Genomic DNA, 14,344 nt, shown 5'->3' on the forward strand with positions numbered 1-14,344 from the left:
TTGCCGCGGCCGCCCGACCCGTCGGTATGGACGACCTGATGGACGCGGCACGGGAGGCCGTCGCGGCTTCCTACGCCCCGTACTCGGAGTACCGCGTCGGCGCCGCCATCGAGACGGCCGACGGCACCGTCTACACCGGGTGCAACATCGAGAACGCGAACTACAGCAACAGCCTCCACGCCGAGGAGGTGGCGATCGGGTCGGCGGTCAGGGACGGCCACCGCGAGTTCGCCCGTCTCGCCGTCTCCTCTGACAAGCGCGACGGCGTGACCCCCTGCGGGATGTGTCGACAGACGCTCGCGGAGTTCTGTGACGACGACTTCCCCATCTACACCGACGGCGAGGACGGCGGGGAGTTCACGCTGGGCGAACTGCTCCCGACGACGATCACGCCCGGGCACCTCGATAGATGACGGGCGACAGCGAGGACCCGAACGACGAGGAACAGTACCACCTCGTCGTCGGGCCCGAGGACGTGGCCGACACCGTCCTCCTGCCGGGGAACCCCGAGCGGGTCGAGAAGGTGGTCGCCGACTGGGACGACTACGAGGTGACGGGCGAACACAGGGAGTACCGGACGGCGACCGGGACACACGACGGGACGCCCATCTCCGTCACCTCGACCGGCATCGGGTCGCCGTCGGCGGCCATCGCCGTCGAGGAACTGGCCCGCGTCGGCGTCGACACGCTGCTACGAGTGGGGTCCTGCGGGAGCATCCAACCGGAGGCCAGCGTCGGCGACCTGGTCATCACGACCGGTGCGGTCCGGCAGGAGGGGACGAGCAAGGAGTACGTCCGGGAGGACTACCCGGCGACGGCCGACCACCGCGTCGTCTCGGCGCTGGTAGCCGCCGCCGAGGAGCTGGGCTACGACTACCACCTCGGCGTCACCTGCTCGACCGACAGCTTCTACGCCGGCCAGTCGCGACCGGGGTTCGGCGGGTTCGAGGCCCGCGACAGCGACGCCAAGATAGACGAACTCCGGCAGGCCGGCGTCGTCAACTTCGAGATGGAGGCCGCCAGCATCCTCACGCTCGCCGGCATCTACGGGCTCCGCGCCGGCGCGGTCTGTACGGTCTACGCCAACCGCGAGACTGGGGAGTTCCGGACGGAAGGCGAGCGGAAGGCGACGAAGTGCGCCAGCCTCGCGGTGACCTACCTCGAGCGGATGGACGAGGCTGTCGACGACGCGGGCGCCGACGGGTGGCACGCCGGCCTTTCTATCGAGCGGTAGCCCCGCCATCACGCGTTCGCACACTACCCGAACACTCATCTTCCGGCCCGCTGGAACGACCCGTATGGGGGATACTAATCGGGAGAACCGGAGACTGTGGGACGCGTGGAGTGACGACCATCAGGCGCTGTGGAACGCGGCGACTGCCGAGGGTGGGCTTCCACCGGTGTACTCGCCGTTGCCCGACCCCGAGTCGATGGCGGACTGGCAGGCAGACCAGCTGCCCGCCCGCGAGAACACGGCGTTCGTCGAACTGGGCTGTGGCGGTGGACAGGGGACGGTCGGGGCCGCCCGCGACGGCGTCGAGACGGCCGTCGGTGTCGACTTCTCCGTCGAGCAACTCCGGCACGCGGTTCGCCTCCGGAACCTGTACGGCGTCGACGCCCGGTTCGTCACAGGCGACGTGACGGACGTGCCGCTCGCCGACGACGCGTTCGACGTAGCGTACTCGGGATTCGTCTACTTCATGGTCGAAGACATCGACGCAGCGCTCACAGAGGCACACCGTCTGCTCCGTGACGGAGGCGTTCTCACCTTCGACGTGCCACACCCGTTTCACGAACTGTTCGACCCCGAGACGCTGGCCCTCGAACGGAGCTACCACGTCACCGGTCCCCGCCGCGACAAGCACGACGACGTACTCCACGACGACATCGTCGTGTTCGACCGGACGGTCGGTGACCTCCACGGTGCGCTCGTCGACGCGGGATTCACCGTGAAAGAAGTGTACGAGGTCCCGCGAAGCGACGACCCGGACGACTACGACGAAGACCCCGGCGGCAGTACGTCGCCGGAACTCCAAGCGAAGGTGCCACGAACGCTCGGGTTCTGGGCCGTGGCAGACTGAATTCCCAGTGACGGCCGGGAGCGGCCTCCGTGCCGCGACGACGGGGGAAGGCAGGCTGCCGAGTCGAGCGTCCCGCGCCTCCGTCGCGGGTTCGCTTCAGGCGAGCAAAGCGAGCGTGAGGTATCTTTTAGCGTAGATTTTTGCGAGTGGGGGTTCCCGCAGCGACCGAAGGGCGCGAGGAAACCCCCCGAAGTAAAAAGGTACGTCTACATGTCCGGCCACGCCTTCGCGGCGCGACCGATGCCGGTGACGTCGGCTATCCAGCGGGCGGCGATGCCCTTCTTCAGTACCTTCGCCGGGAAGCCGCCGAACGTGTCGATGGGCATGCCCATCACGTCGTGGGCGACGGCCTCCTCGCCGACAGAGATGACCGTCCCCTTGTCCTTGTGGGTCCACGTCTTCAGGGGCTGGCCGCGGACCGAGCGGGCGAGGTTCTCGCCGGCGACTTCGGCGGCCTGCCAGGCGGCCTGTGCCGTCGGCGGGGCCGGCTGTTCGCCGGGCTGGTCGATGAGGGCGCAGTCGCCGATGGCGAAGACGCGCTCGTCCTCGGTCTGGAAGTCGCCCTCGGAGTGGATGCGGTGGTTGCGCTCGTCCTTCTCCAGGTCGACGTCGCGCACGCAGTCCCGGCCGGTGATGCCGCCGGTCCAGATGAGCACGTCGTAGTCGAGCTCCTCGTCGTCGCCGATGTACACCGTCTCCTCGTCGACCTCACCGATGAAGTCGCCGGTGAGGATGTTCACGTCGGCGTCCTCCAGCCGCTTGCGCAGGGCGCCCTGCAGTTCGGGGTCGTTGCCCGGGAATATCTCGTCGAGGCCCTCGACGAGGTGGATGTCGATAGGCGCGCGGTGGTTGTCGCGGAACTCCGCGATCTCGCCGGCCGTCTGGATGCCGGAGAGGCCGGCACCGCCGACGATGACCTGCGCCGGGTCGCTCTGGGAGGCCTCGCGGGCCGCCGTCTGGACCGCGTCGTGGATGCCCAGCGCGTCGTCGAGGCTCTTCAGCGTGTGGGCGTGTTCCTCGAGGCCCTCGATGCCGAAGAAGGCCGTCTGGGAGCCGAGCCCGACGAGGAGGTAGTCGTACGCGACGTCGTCACCGGACTCGAGCTCGACGAGACGGTCCTCGGTGTCGATGTCGACGACCGTATCCTGGACGAACTCCGTCGTCGGCTGTTTGATCTCGTGGACGGGGATGGCGACCTTCTCCTGGACCGACGGGTCCCGGATGCAGCGATGGGACTCGTGGAGGACGAGGTGGTAGTCCGTGTCGGATATCCACGTGACGTCGGCTTCACCGTTCAGTTCGTCTTCGAGGCTCTTGATGGCGCCAGCACCGGCATACCCCGCACCGAGTACGACGACCTTGTCACTCATAGAGGCGACTCGGGGGGCAGGTGATACAAAGGCTACGAAATCGCCGTCAGAGATGGCAGTAACTGGATAATTAATCGTCGGCGACGCCGGCGCGGGAACCGGACCGTTACCGGGGGTTCGAACGGCGCGAGCAGGCAGAGGAGACAGAGAAGAGACCCGGCGGCGGAGTCAGTGTTCGGGCTCGCCGGCGGGCGCGCGCATGTCGTCGATAGCGAGGATGAGCTTGTTGTTCGTGTCGTCTTTCCCCTCGAGGGTCCCGATGATCTGGAGCTTCGAGAGCGGCGTCGGTCCGACGGTGACCGAGTCGCCCTCGTGGAACTCCGAGAGCGACCCCTGGAGCTGGATCTCGGCGCGGCACTCCTCGGGGTGGTGGACGCTCGTGAGGTCTATCTCCTCGACGTTCGCGTGTTCGACGAGCTCGCCGTTGTGCCGCAGGGGGACCTCCGCCGCCTGGTCCATGTCCTGGATCTGGAGCGCGTCATAGGCCGTCGCCGTCGGCTTGTAACCGCCCTTCGGCCCCGGGACGCCCTCGACCAGCTGCAGGGCCTTCAGGCTCTGCATCTGGTTGCGGATGGTGCCTGGGTTGCGGTCGACCTTCTCGGCGATATCTTCGCCTTTCACTGCAGTCTCGCTCTCCCGGTACAGGTTTACGAGTTCCTGCAGAATGTTCTTCTGACTGGGTGTCAGCTCGATTGAAGACATAGTAGGTCGTTCGGTACAGCCGTTCTTAAAAGCGACGGTGCTCCACGTCGTTCCGGGCTCTCGTCGCCGAGTTTTGCCTTCCGACTGGAAAGAATAAAAGCGCCACCACGCCACCCTGTTGGAGGCCCCGATAGGTGTGTCCCGACACCGATTCCGGTGGCCGGGCGAGCAGGTCCATCAGGGGCGACTCGGAGTGACGCGCCGGCGGCGGCGCTCTCGTCGTGCCCCCTCGATTACCGGGGATTGCCGTGGCGGTAACTTAACTGGTGCCCCCGTTCTTTAGCCGCTGGACGGACAACGGTCGGTATGGACAGGACAGTTCGGGTACTGGGGGTCCCGATGGACCTCGGCGCGGACCGCCGGGGCGTCGACATGGGGCCCTCGGCGATACGATACGGCGGGCTCGCAGACCAGCTGGAGGCCCTCGGGATGACCTGCGTCGACGGGGGCGACCTCGCGGTGCCCCGGGCGGAGGAGCGGGACCCCGACGCCGACCAACCGAGCGGCGGGCGGGCGAAGTTCCGGCGGGAGACGGGCGAGGTGTGTCAGGACGTCGAGACCGCCGTCCGGGCCACACTCGACGACGGGGAGTTCCCGCTCGTCCTCGGCGGTGACCACTCCATCGCCATCGGCACCGTCGCCGGCGCCGCCGACCCCGACGAGTCGCTGGGCGTCGTCTGGTTCGACGCGCACGGCGACTTCAACACCCCGCAGACGACGCCGAGCGGGAACATCCACGGGATGTCGCTGGCCGCTATCCTCGGCAAGGGGTCGCTCGCCGACGAGCCCTGGGCCCACACCCCCGCAGTCAGCGAGGAGAACGTCGTGTTGGTCGGGCTCCGGGACGTCGACAGCGAGGAGCGAGACCTCATCAACGAGAGCGACGTGACGGCCTACACGATGTCGGACATCGACGCGCGGAGCGTCCCGTCGGTGGTGGCGGAGGCGCTGGACATCGCCACCGACGGCACCGACGCCATCCACGTCTCGCTGGACCTCGACTGGCTGGACCCGACGGAGGCGCCCGGGGTCGGGACCCCGGTCCGGGGCGGCGTCTCCTACCGGGAGGCCCACGTCGCGATGGAGTACGTCGCCGAACGGCGCGAGGCGATCCGCTCGATGGAACTGGTCGAGGTGAACCCCATCCTCGACGACCACAACCGGACGGCGGAACTCGCCTGCGAACTGGCCGCGAGCGCCTTCGGTAAGGTCGTCCTCTAGGGACCGACGTAGCCGTCGAGACCGGCGTAGTCCGCGATGATGCCGTCGGCACCGCTGTCGACTGCTCGGCGAGCGTCCTGCCAGTCCTCGACGGTCCAGACGTTCCGGGACGCGTCGAGGTCGGCGGCGACGCTCGCCAGTCGGTCGCCGCTCGCACCGTCGACGGCCGAGAGCGGGAGGTTGACCGCGTCGACATCGTACCGCCGAGCGACCGTACAGCCAGCGGCGACGCTGTCCGGGCCGACGAGGACGCCGACGGGCGCGTCGGGGGCCCGCGTCCGCAGTGCGGAGACGGCCCCCTCGTAGAACGACGAGTAGACGACGTCGGTCTCGAACCGGTCGGCGACGCCGACGACGGACTCGACGAACGGTGCCCACCGCTCGGTCGCCCGTTCTCTCGCTTCGGCGTCGAGCGCCGTCGCCGGCCGGGTGGCGTCGCTCCCGGGGTTCTTCAGTTCGACGTTGACGGTGAGGTGCGCTGGGACGGCGCTCAGCACGGCCTCCAGCGTCGGGACCTGTTCGTCCGTCCCGAGGACCCGCGCTCCGGTCACGGTCGCCGTCGACTGTCGCCAGACGACGCCGGTCCCGTCGGTGATACCGCGGCTCTCCCCCCGGCCGTCGAGTCGCCTGTCGTGGAACACCACCACGTCGCCGTCGGCGGTGGCCTGCACGTCTATCTCGACGGCGTCCGCGCCGTCGGCCGCGGCCGCGCTCGCTGCAGCGACGGTGTTCTCCGGATACTGCCCGGCGAACCCGCGGTGTGCGACGACGGCGGGCGTCGTCACGGCGGTCCCTCCGAATCCGGGGTCGACTGGTGTCGCATAAGCCTCGTTCGCGGGCGCTCGCCGTCAGTGTAGGGGTCGAAGACGACCGACCCGCTCGCGAGTTACGTCTCGTCGGTCGCCGCGGGGACGACGGTCACGCTCGCGACCCGGTCGTCGCCCTCGACGTCCATGATGGTGACGCCCTTCGTGTTCCGGCCGACCTGCGAGACGTCGCCGGCGCGGATGCGCATGATCTGGCCGTCCTCGGACATGATGACGAGGTGGTCGTCGTCGCGGACCGCCTTCGCGGTCGACACCGGGCCGTTGCGGTCGTCGGTCTTGATGTCGATGAGGCCCTGTCCGTAGCGGGACTGCGGACGGTACTCCGAGAGCGCGGTGCGCTTCCCGTAGCCGTTCTTCGTGACGGTCAGGAGCGACCGGTCGTCGTCGTCGCTGGTCGCGACCATCGCTGCGACGCGGTCGCCGTCCTGCAGTTTGATGCCGTGGACGCCGCGGGCCGACCGCCCCATCTCGCTGACCTCGTTCTCGTCGAAGCGGATGGTCATCCCCTGTTCGGTCGCGATGACGAGGTCGCCGGTGCCGTCGGTGACGTCCACGTCGACGAGTTCGTCGCCGTCTTCCAGTTTGGCGGCCCGGATACCCGTCGAGAGGATGTTCTCGAAGTTGTCACAGCCGGTCCGCTTGACGTAGCCCTGCCGGGTGACCATCGTGATGCACTCGTCGGCCTCGAACTCGTCGGTGGAGACGACGGCGGTTATCTCCTCGCCGTCGTCCAGCGAGAGGAGGTTGATGGCCGACTTCCCGCGGGCGGTGCGGGACATCTCGGGCACCTCGTAGGTCTTCAGGCGGTAGACCTGCCCCTGGTTGGTGAAACAGAGCAGGTAGTCGTGACTGTTCGCTCTGAAGACCTTCGAGACGCGGTCGCCCTCCTTGGGGTCGGCGCCGATGATGCCCTTCCCGCCGCGGTTCTGCGGGTCGAACTGCTCGACGGGCATCCGCTTGATGTAGTCGTCCTCGGTGACGACGACTACGCAGTCTTCCTCCGGGATGAGGTCCTCGTGGGTGACCTGCCCCTCGTCCTCGATGATGCTGGTCCGCCGGTCGTCGTCGTACTCCTCTTTGACCTCGCGGAGTTCGTCCTTGATGACGCCGTCGAGTTTCGCCCGACTGTCGAGGACGGCCTCGAGGTACTCGATGGTGTCCTGTACGTCCTCGTACTCCGACTCTATCTCGGCCGACTCCATCGAGGTGAGCGACCCGAGCTGCATCCGGACGATGTGGGCGGCCTGGTCCGCCGAGAAGTCGAACGACTCCTGCAGGCCAGACCGGGCGGCGTCCCGGTCCTCGCTGTTGCGGATGAGTTCGACCACGTCCTCGACGTTCTCGAGGGCCTTCAGGCGGCCCTCGAGGATGTGTGCGCGGTCCTCGGCCTCGGCGAGGTCGTGTTCGGAGCGCCGGCGGACGACCTCGCGGCGGTGCTCGACGTAGTGTTGCAAGCTCTCCTTCAGCGAGAGGACCTGCGGTTGGCCGTCGACCAGCGAGAGGTTGATGACGCCGAAGGTGGACTCGAGGTGATGGTCGAGCAGTCGGTTCTCGACCACGTCGACGTTCGCGCCGCGCTTGAGTTCGACCACGATACGGACGCCGTTGCGGTCCGATTCGTCGCGCAGGTCCGAGATGCCCTCTATCTTCCCCTCGTTGACGTCGTCGGCGATGCGCTCGACGACGCGGGCCTTGTTCTCCTGATAGGGGAGTTCGCTGATGACGATACGGCCGTTCTCGCGGTCGACCTCGTACTCAGCGCGAACGCGCAGGCGACCCCGACCCGTCGTGTACGCCGAGTAGATGGCGTCGCGGCCGACGATGTTGCCGCCGGTCGGGAAGTCCGGTCCCTTGACGTGTTCCATCAGGTCCTCGACCGTGCAGTCGGGGTTGTCGATGAGGTGGACCGTCGCGTCGACGAGCTCGCCGAGGTTGTGCGGCGGGATGTTCGTCGACATCCCGACGGCGATGCCCGAGGAGCCGTTCAGCAGCAGGCTCGGGACCTTCGACGGGAGGACGTCCGGTTCCTGGAGGCGGTCGTCGTAGTTGCTGGAGAAGTCGACGGTGTCCTTCTCGATGTCTTCCAGGAGTTCCTCGGCGATGGGGGCCATCCGGGCCTCCGTGTACCGCATCGCCGCGGGCGGGTCGCCGTCCATCGACCCGAAGTTCCCCTGCCCGTCGACGAGGGGGTACCGCATCGAGAAGTCCTGTGCCATCCGGACCAGCGTGTCGTAGATGGCGCTGTCGCCGTGGGGGTGGTAGTCACCCATCGTCTCGCCGACGATGGAGGAGGACTTCCGGTGGCTCGAGCCAGAGGAGACGCCCATCTCGTGCATCGCGTAGAGGATGCGGCGGTGGACGGGTTTCAGGCCGTCGCGGACGTCCGGGAGCGCCCGACCCGCGATGACCGACATCGCGTAGTCGATGTAGGACTGCTCCATCTCGTCCTCGATGCGGACGTGCTTGATCTGCTCTGCCGGCGCGTTGGCGTCGTCGGAGACGTCTGAACTCATATGTCGACCCACTCCGCTTCGGGCGAGTGCTCCTTGATGAACTCCTTCCGCGGTTCGACGGCGTCGCCCATCAGGATGTTGAACATCCGGTCGGCGGCCGCCGCGTCCTCGATAGTTATCTGTTTGAGAATCCGGTTCTCGGGGTCCATGGTGGTCTCCCAGAGCTGTTCGGGGTTCATCTCCCCGAGGCCCTTGAACCGCTGGACCTGCGTCGGGTTGCCGTCGCACTGCTCCTCGACGATGCGGTCCCGCTCTTCCTCGGTCATCGCGTCGTACGTCTCACCCCGGTAGCGGATGCGGTACAGCGGGGGCTGTGAGGCGTAGACGTAGCCGGCCTCGATGAGCGGCTTCATGTGCCGGTAGAGCAGCGTCAGCAGGAGGGTGCGGATGTGGGCGCCGTCGACGTCGGCGTCCGTCATCATGATAATCTTCTCGTAGCGCAGGTCCTCGATGTCGAACTCGTCGCCGATGCCGGTGCCGAGAGCGGTGATGAGGTTCCGTATCTCGTCGTTCTCGAGGATGCGGTCCAGCCGGTGTTTCTCGACGTTCAGAATCTTCCCCTTGATGGGGAGGATGGCCTGGAACTCGGGGTTCCGGCCCTGTTTGGCGCTGCCGCCGGCGGAGTCGCCCTCCACGACGAACAGTTCGGCCTCCTCAGGGTCGCGGGTCTGGCAGTCGGCGAGTTTGCCCGGCAGGGCCGTCGAGTCCAGCGCCGACTTCCGGCGCGTGAGCTCCTCGGCCTTCTTCGCGGCCTTCCGGGCCTTCGCCGCCTCGACGGCCTTGCCGATGATGGCCTCGGCGGTGTCGGGGTTCTCCTCGAAGAAGGTCGAGAGGCCGTCGTGCATGGCCGACTCGACGATGCCGCGGACCTCGCTGTTGCCGAGCTTCGTCTTCGTCTGGCCCTCGAACTGCGGGTCGGGGTGTTTGACGGAGATGACCGCCGTCAATCCCTCGCGGATGTCGTCGCCCTTCAGCGTGTCGTCCAAGTCCTTCAGGAGGTTGTTTTCCGTCGCGTAGTCGTTGACGACGCGTGTGAGCGAGGTCTTGAACCCGGTGAGGTGGCTCCCGCCCTCGCGCGTGTTGATGTTGTTCGCGAAGGCGTGGATCGACCCTTGCAGGTCCGCGGTCCCCTGCATGGCGATCTCGACCTGCACGACGCCGTCGGCTATCTCCTCCTCGTCCTCGAAGTAGACGACGTCGTCGTGGAGGGGGTCTTTCGTCTCGTTGAGGAACTCGACGAACTCCCTGATACCGCCCTCGTACTCGAACGTCTCCGTCTTGCCGTCGCGTTCGTCGGCGATGGTGATGGCGACGCCGGAGTTGAGGAAGGCGAGTTCGCGCAGCCGGGACTCGAGCGTCGAGAAGGTGAACTCGCCCGTCTCGAAGATGTCGTCGTCGGGCCAGAACCGGACCGTGGTGCCCGTCTCCTCGTCGGGTTCGAGGTCGCGGATGCGCTCGAGTTCGTACTCGGGTTCGCCGTGGTCGAAGCGCTGGCGCCACAGGGCCCCGTCGCGCTTGACGTCGACCTCCAGCCACTTCGAGAGAGCGTTGACCACGCTCACGCCGACGCCGTGGAGGCCGCCGGAGACCTGGTAGGACTTGTTGTCGAACTTCCCGCCCGCGTGGAGGATGGTCATGACGACCTCGACGGCGGGGCGACCGTGCTCCTCGTGTTCGTCGACGGGGATGCCGCGCCCGTCGTCGCTGACGGAGACGGAGCCGTCGTCGTGTATCGTCACCTCGATGTTGTCACAGTAGCCCGCGAGGGCCTCGTCGATGGCGTTGTCGACGACTTCGTAGACGAGATGGTGGAGACCACGGGCGTCCGTGGACCCGATGTACATCGCAGGCCGTTTCCGCACGGCCTCCAGCCCTTCTAAGGTCTGGATAGACTTTGCGCCGTACTCATCAGACTCTCCTGACATAGGAATTGATTCCCCCTAGCAGGGCGCGCTTCATAAAACTCCCGCACGCGCGTGTGCGCGGCGGCCGAAAGCTATTTAATCAGGGCTTACCGACCCCTCCGTCGCCACATCTGCGCCCCTTCACTTTCACTGTGGTGGCGATTACCTTTTAACCCCGACGGCGGTACCTACCGCACGACATGACCTCGTATCAGTCGCGACTCGGGGAAGGCGAGGGCATCGCCGAGGAGTTGGCCGAATCACAGCGGGCCATCTCCATCGCCGAGTTCTTCGAGAAGAACAAGCACATGCTGGGGTTCGACTCGGAGGCCCGGGCGCTCGTCACCGCCGTCAAGGAGGCGGTGGACAACGCGCTCGACGCCTGCGAGGAGGCCGGCATCAAGCCCGACATCTACGTCGAGATACAGGAGGCCGGTGACTACTACCGGCTCGTCGTCGAGGACAACGGCCCCGGCATCACGAAAGAGCAGTTGCCGAAGATCTTCGGGAAGCTCCTGTACGGCTCCCGGTTCCACGCGCGCGAGCAGAACCGCGGCCAGCAGGGAATCGGTATCTCCGCCGCCGTTCTCTACTCTCAGCTCACCTCCGGGAAGCCCGCGAAGATCACCTCCCGGCCGAAGGGGCAGGCCGACGCCCAGTACTTCGAACTCATCGTCGACACCGACACCAACGAACCGGAGATCAGCGTCGACGAGTCGACCTCGTGGGAGCGCCCCCACGGCACTCGCATCGAACTGGAGATGGAGGCCAACATGCGCGCACGGAGCAGCCTCCACGACTACATCCAGGACACGGCCGTCGTCAACCCCCACGCCCGCATCGAGTTCGACGAACCCGGTCTCGACGAACCGCTGAAGTTCGAACGCGTCGAGGGCGCACAGCTCCCCGACGAGACCGAGGAGATTCGCCCGCACCCCCACGGCGTCGAACTCGGGACGCTCCTGAAGATGCTCGAAGCCACCGACTCCTACTCTATCTCCGGCTTCGTCCAGGAGGAGTTCACCCGCGTGGGCGGGAAGACCGCCGACAGCATCATCGCGAACTTCAACGACCGGCACTTCGGCCGCGGGATGGCGTGGAAACCGCCCCAGACACACGAGGACGTCGACGTCGAGACGGCCGTCGAGGACGCCGTCGCCAACAAGGACGCCACCGCGACGGCCGAGTTCGCCGCCGCCGTGAGCGACGCCATCCACGGCCGAGACCGGGTCGCCCATCACGAGATAGAGGCCATCGTGGCCGACGCGGCCGCGACGGTGGAAAGCGACCACGACACGACGTTCGGGTCGACGGTCCGGGAGAACGCGGTCGAGGCGGCGTGGCACTGCGTCACCGCCGAGCGCTCGAGCGACCTCTACGAACTGGTCGACGCGGCGACGACGGTCCGGAAGGACGACGCGGCCGTCGAGGGCCTCGCGAGCAGACTGGCAGAGAAGTTCGACGGCGACGGACCCCACCGACTGACGCGGGACGAGTTCCGGCGCTACGTCGACCGAGCGGCCGACATGACCGAGGAGCACGACGACGCCACCTTCGGCGAGACGGCCCGCGAGAACGTCGTGGACGAACTGTGGGGCGCGGCCGTCCCGGTTCCGGACGACCCGCCGAACGTCTCGGCGGTGGCCGACGACCGGGACACCGCCAGCCGACTGCTGGACGCGATGCGGGAGACGGACATCATCGCGCCGCCGACGGACTGTCTGGCCCCCATCGGGGCCGACCTCGTCGAGGAGGGCCTGCGCAAGGAGTTCGACGCGGACTTCTACGCGGCCTCGACGCGGGACGCGTCGGTCCACGGCGGCGACCCGTTCATCGTCGAGGCGGGCATCGCCTACGGCGGCGACCTCCCCGCCGAGGGCAGCGTCGACGTGATGCGCTTCGCCAACCGGGTGCCGCTGGTCTACCAGCGCGGGGCCTGTGCGACGACCGACGTCGTGAAGACCATCAACTGGCGCAACTACAACCTCGACCAGCCCGGTGGGTCGGGCATCCCGAACGGGCCGGCGGTCATCATGGTCCACGTCGCCTCGACGAACGTCCCGTTCACGAGCGAGTCGAAGGACGCCATCGCGAACGTCCCCGAGATGGAAGACGAGATAGAGCTCGCCATCCGGGAGGCGGCCCGCGAACTCAAGAGCTACCTCAACAAGCGCCGGTCGCTCCAGCAGCGCCGCGAGAAGCAGGACAAACTCGCGACCATCCTGCCGGAGATGGCCGAGAAGCTGACCGAGGTCACCGGCAGCGACGAACTGCACATCGACGACTCGCTGGCCCGAATCATGAACAACGTCCTCGTCGAGCGAGAGGTCGAGGGCGGGACCGTCCGCCTCGCCGTCGAGAACAACGACGACACGAACGCCGACGTCGACCTGACCGACATCGTCACCGCCGAACCGCAGGACACCAACGGGGCGACTGTGGTCGAGATGGACGGCGAGTGGTTCGTGAAGTGGTCGCCGACGGTGGCGGCCGGCGAGCGCGCGGTGCTGGAGTACAGCGTGGCAGACGACGCCGAGTTCACCGTCTCCGTCGACGGTGTCGAGGACGAGAAACTGACGGTGGACGCCTAACATGAGTTCAGAGAGCACCACACCAGACAGCGAGGAGGCCCGCGAGAAGCTCATCGACCTCGCGGCGGAGTTCTACGACCAGTTCGCCGAGGGGGACGTCCCGACGATGACGATTCCCACCCGGACGAAGTCCAACATCGAGTACGACGAGGACAAGGACGTCTGGGTGTACGGCGACCGCACGTCCACGCGGTCGGCCAAGACCGTCTCGGGGGCCGAAAAGCTCCTGAAGGCGACCTACACCATCGACTTCCTCGCCCAGCAGTTAGAGGAGGACCGCTCGTCGACCCTGCGTGAACTGTACTACCTCTCGGAGTCGTGGGACCTCGAGGCGGCCCAGTTCAACAGTCAGGACGAGTCGAACGACCTCGTGGAGGACTTAGAAATCGTCTCCGAGGTCACCCGCGAGGACTTCCACATGCGCCCCGAGGAGTCCGGCGCGACCATCATGGGCCCGCTGAAACTCCGCGAGCAGACCCGCCGGGGCGAACGCGAGATTCACTGCCAGAAGGACGTCGGCGAGGGCGGCTACCAGATCCCGAACAACCCCGACACCATCGAGTTCCTGGAGAACGACGCCGACTTCGTCCTCTGCGTGGAGACCGGTGGGATGCGCGACCGACTCGTCGAGAACGGCTTCGACGAGGAGTACAACGTCATCGTCGTCCACCTCAAGGGCCAGCCCGCCCGGGCGACCCGCCGTATCACCAAGCGACTCCACGACGAACTCGACCTGCCGGTCGTGGTGTTCACCGACGGTGACCCGTGGTCGTACCGCATCTACGGCTCCGTCGCCTACGGCTCTATCAAGTCCGCGCACCTCTCGGAGTACCTGGCGACGCCAGCGGCGCAGTTCGTCGGCATCCGGCCGGCCGACATCGTGGAGTACGACCTGCCGACGGACCCACTGAGCGACTCGGACATCAACGCGCTGGAGTCCGAACTGGAGGACCCGCGGTTCCAGACGGACTTCTGGCGCGAGCAGATAGAACTCCAACTCGACATCGGGAAGAAGGCAGAACAGCAGGCACTCGCCTCGCGCGGGCTTGACTTCGTCACCGACACATACCTGCCCGAGCGGTTGACCGAGATGGAGATTCTCTGAGCGGCGGCGGCCCGACTCGGAGGCCGAGCG

At 67.0% G+C, this 14,344-nt stretch carries 11 protein-coding genes; 6 read left to right on the plus strand and 5 right to left on the minus strand.

Going from position 1 to position 14,344, the window contains the following annotated elements:
• The first annotated feature begins 26 nt into the window (after positions 1–26).
• From cdd to ACV7GQ_RS08810, 3 genes are all read left to right on the plus strand, one after another.
• Positions 27–413 (plus strand): cytidine deaminase, encoded by a 387-nt coding sequence (cdd, locus tag ACV7GQ_RS08800; RefSeq protein ID WP_470309877.1) that lies wholly within the window; start codon positions 27–29, stop codon positions 411–413.
• Positions 410–1,234 (plus strand): nucleoside phosphorylase, encoded by an 825-nt coding sequence (locus ACV7GQ_RS08805; RefSeq protein WP_470309878.1) that lies wholly within the window; start codon positions 410–412, stop codon positions 1,232–1,234. Before cdd ends, ACV7GQ_RS08805 begins: the two co-directional genes overlap by 4 nt.
• Before the next feature lie 64 nt (positions 1,235–1,298).
• A complete protein-coding gene (locus tag ACV7GQ_RS08810; protein ID WP_470309879.1) occupies positions 1,299–2,081 on the plus strand; it encodes a class I SAM-dependent methyltransferase in 783 nt (260 codons plus the stop codon).
• A 206-nt stretch (positions 2,082–2,287) separates the two neighbouring features.
• On the opposite strand, the gene ACV7GQ_RS08815 is transcribed toward ACV7GQ_RS08810, so the two are convergent.
• Both ACV7GQ_RS08815 and ACV7GQ_RS08820 read right to left on the minus strand, forming a co-directional pair.
• Positions 2,288–3,451, minus strand: a complete 1,164-nt coding sequence (locus ACV7GQ_RS08815; protein ID WP_470309880.1) for an NAD(P)/FAD-dependent oxidoreductase — start codon at positions 3,449–3,451, stop codon at positions 2,288–2,290.
• 168 nt (positions 3,452–3,619) lie between these two features.
• On the minus strand, positions 3,620–4,153 hold the full coding sequence (locus tag ACV7GQ_RS08820) for an HTH domain-containing protein (protein WP_470309881.1): 534 nt from the start codon (positions 4,151–4,153) through the stop codon (positions 3,620–3,622).
• A 306-nt stretch (positions 4,154–4,459) separates the two neighbouring features.
• On the opposite strand from ACV7GQ_RS08820, the gene rocF reads away from it, so the two are divergent.
• Positions 4,460–5,374 carry an arginase gene (gene rocF / locus ACV7GQ_RS08825; protein WP_470309882.1) on the plus strand — a complete coding sequence of 305 codons (915 nt, stop codon included), beginning with the start codon at positions 4,460–4,462 and terminating at the stop codon, positions 5,372–5,374.
• Here rocF and ACV7GQ_RS08830 read toward each other — a convergent pair.
• The 3 genes from ACV7GQ_RS08830 to gyrB form a co-directional block, all read right to left on the minus strand.
• Positions 5,371–6,159, minus strand: coding sequence for a glycerophosphodiester phosphodiesterase (locus tag ACV7GQ_RS08830; RefSeq protein WP_470309883.1), 789 nt, complete (start codon positions 6,157–6,159; stop codon positions 5,371–5,373). The two genes, rocF and ACV7GQ_RS08830, sit on opposite strands and share 4 nt — an antisense overlap.
• A 101-nt stretch (positions 6,160–6,260) precedes the next feature.
• Complete coding sequence (gene gyrA, locus ACV7GQ_RS08835) at positions 6,261–8,714, minus strand: DNA gyrase subunit A (RefSeq protein ID WP_470309884.1); 2,454 nt, start codon at positions 8,712–8,714, stop codon at positions 6,261–6,263.
• On the minus strand, positions 8,711–10,639 hold the full coding sequence (gene gyrB / locus ACV7GQ_RS08840; RefSeq protein WP_470309885.1) for a DNA topoisomerase (ATP-hydrolyzing) subunit B: 1,929 nt from the start codon (positions 10,637–10,639) through the stop codon (positions 8,711–8,713). Before gyrB ends, gyrA begins: the two co-directional genes overlap by 4 nt.
• Before the next feature lie 179 nt (positions 10,640–10,818).
• On the opposite strand from gyrB, the gene ACV7GQ_RS08845 reads away from it, so the two are divergent.
• Together ACV7GQ_RS08845 and ACV7GQ_RS08850 are read left to right on the plus strand one after the other, a co-directional pair.
• Positions 10,819–13,209 carry a DNA topoisomerase VI subunit B gene (locus ACV7GQ_RS08845; protein WP_470309886.1) on the plus strand — a complete coding sequence of 797 codons (2,391 nt, stop codon included), beginning with the start codon at positions 10,819–10,821 and terminating at the stop codon, positions 13,207–13,209.
• A gap of 1 nt (position 13,210) precedes the next feature.
• On the plus strand, positions 13,211–14,314 hold the full coding sequence (locus ACV7GQ_RS08850; RefSeq protein WP_470309887.1) for a DNA topoisomerase IV subunit A: 1,104 nt from the start codon (positions 13,211–13,213) through the stop codon (positions 14,312–14,314).
• The last annotated feature ends 30 nt before the right edge of the window (positions 14,315–14,344 follow it).

This window comes from Haloarcula sp. MBLA0163 (genome assembly GCF_055632435.1).

Bases quoted from the DNA above. Each gene is read 5' to 3' on its own strand.
- ACV7GQ_RS08850 (WP_470309887.1), top strand. From the start codon at position 13,211: ATGAGTTCAGAGAGCACCACACCAGACAGCGAGGAGGCCCGCGAGAAG.
- ACV7GQ_RS08805 (WP_470309878.1), top strand. From the start codon at position 410: ATGACGGGCGACAGCGAGGACCCGAACGACGAGGAACAGTACCACCTC.
- gyrA (WP_470309884.1), bottom strand. From the start codon at position 8,714: ATGAGTTCAGACGTCTCCGACGACGCCAACGCGCCGGCAGAGCAGATC.
- ACV7GQ_RS08820 (WP_470309881.1), bottom strand. From the start codon at position 4,153: ATGTCTTCAATCGAGCTGACACCCAGTCAGAAGAACATTCTGCAGGAA.
- ACV7GQ_RS08810 (WP_470309879.1), top strand. From the start codon at position 1,299: ATGGGGGATACTAATCGGGAGAACCGGAGACTGTGGGACGCGTGGAGT.
- rocF (WP_470309882.1), top strand. From the start codon at position 4,460: ATGGACAGGACAGTTCGGGTACTGGGGGTCCCGATGGACCTCGGCGCG.
- gyrB (WP_470309885.1), bottom strand. From the start codon at position 10,639: ATGTCAGGAGAGTCTGATGAGTACGGCGCAAAGTCTATCCAGACCTTA.
- ACV7GQ_RS08845 (WP_470309886.1), top strand. From the start codon at position 10,819: ATGACCTCGTATCAGTCGCGACTCGGGGAAGGCGAGGGCATCGCCGAG.
- cdd (WP_470309877.1), top strand. From the start codon at position 27: ATGGACGACCTGATGGACGCGGCACGGGAGGCCGTCGCGGCTTCCTAC.
- ACV7GQ_RS08815 (WP_470309880.1), bottom strand. From the start codon at position 3,451: ATGAGTGACAAGGTCGTCGTACTCGGTGCGGGGTATGCCGGTGCTGGC.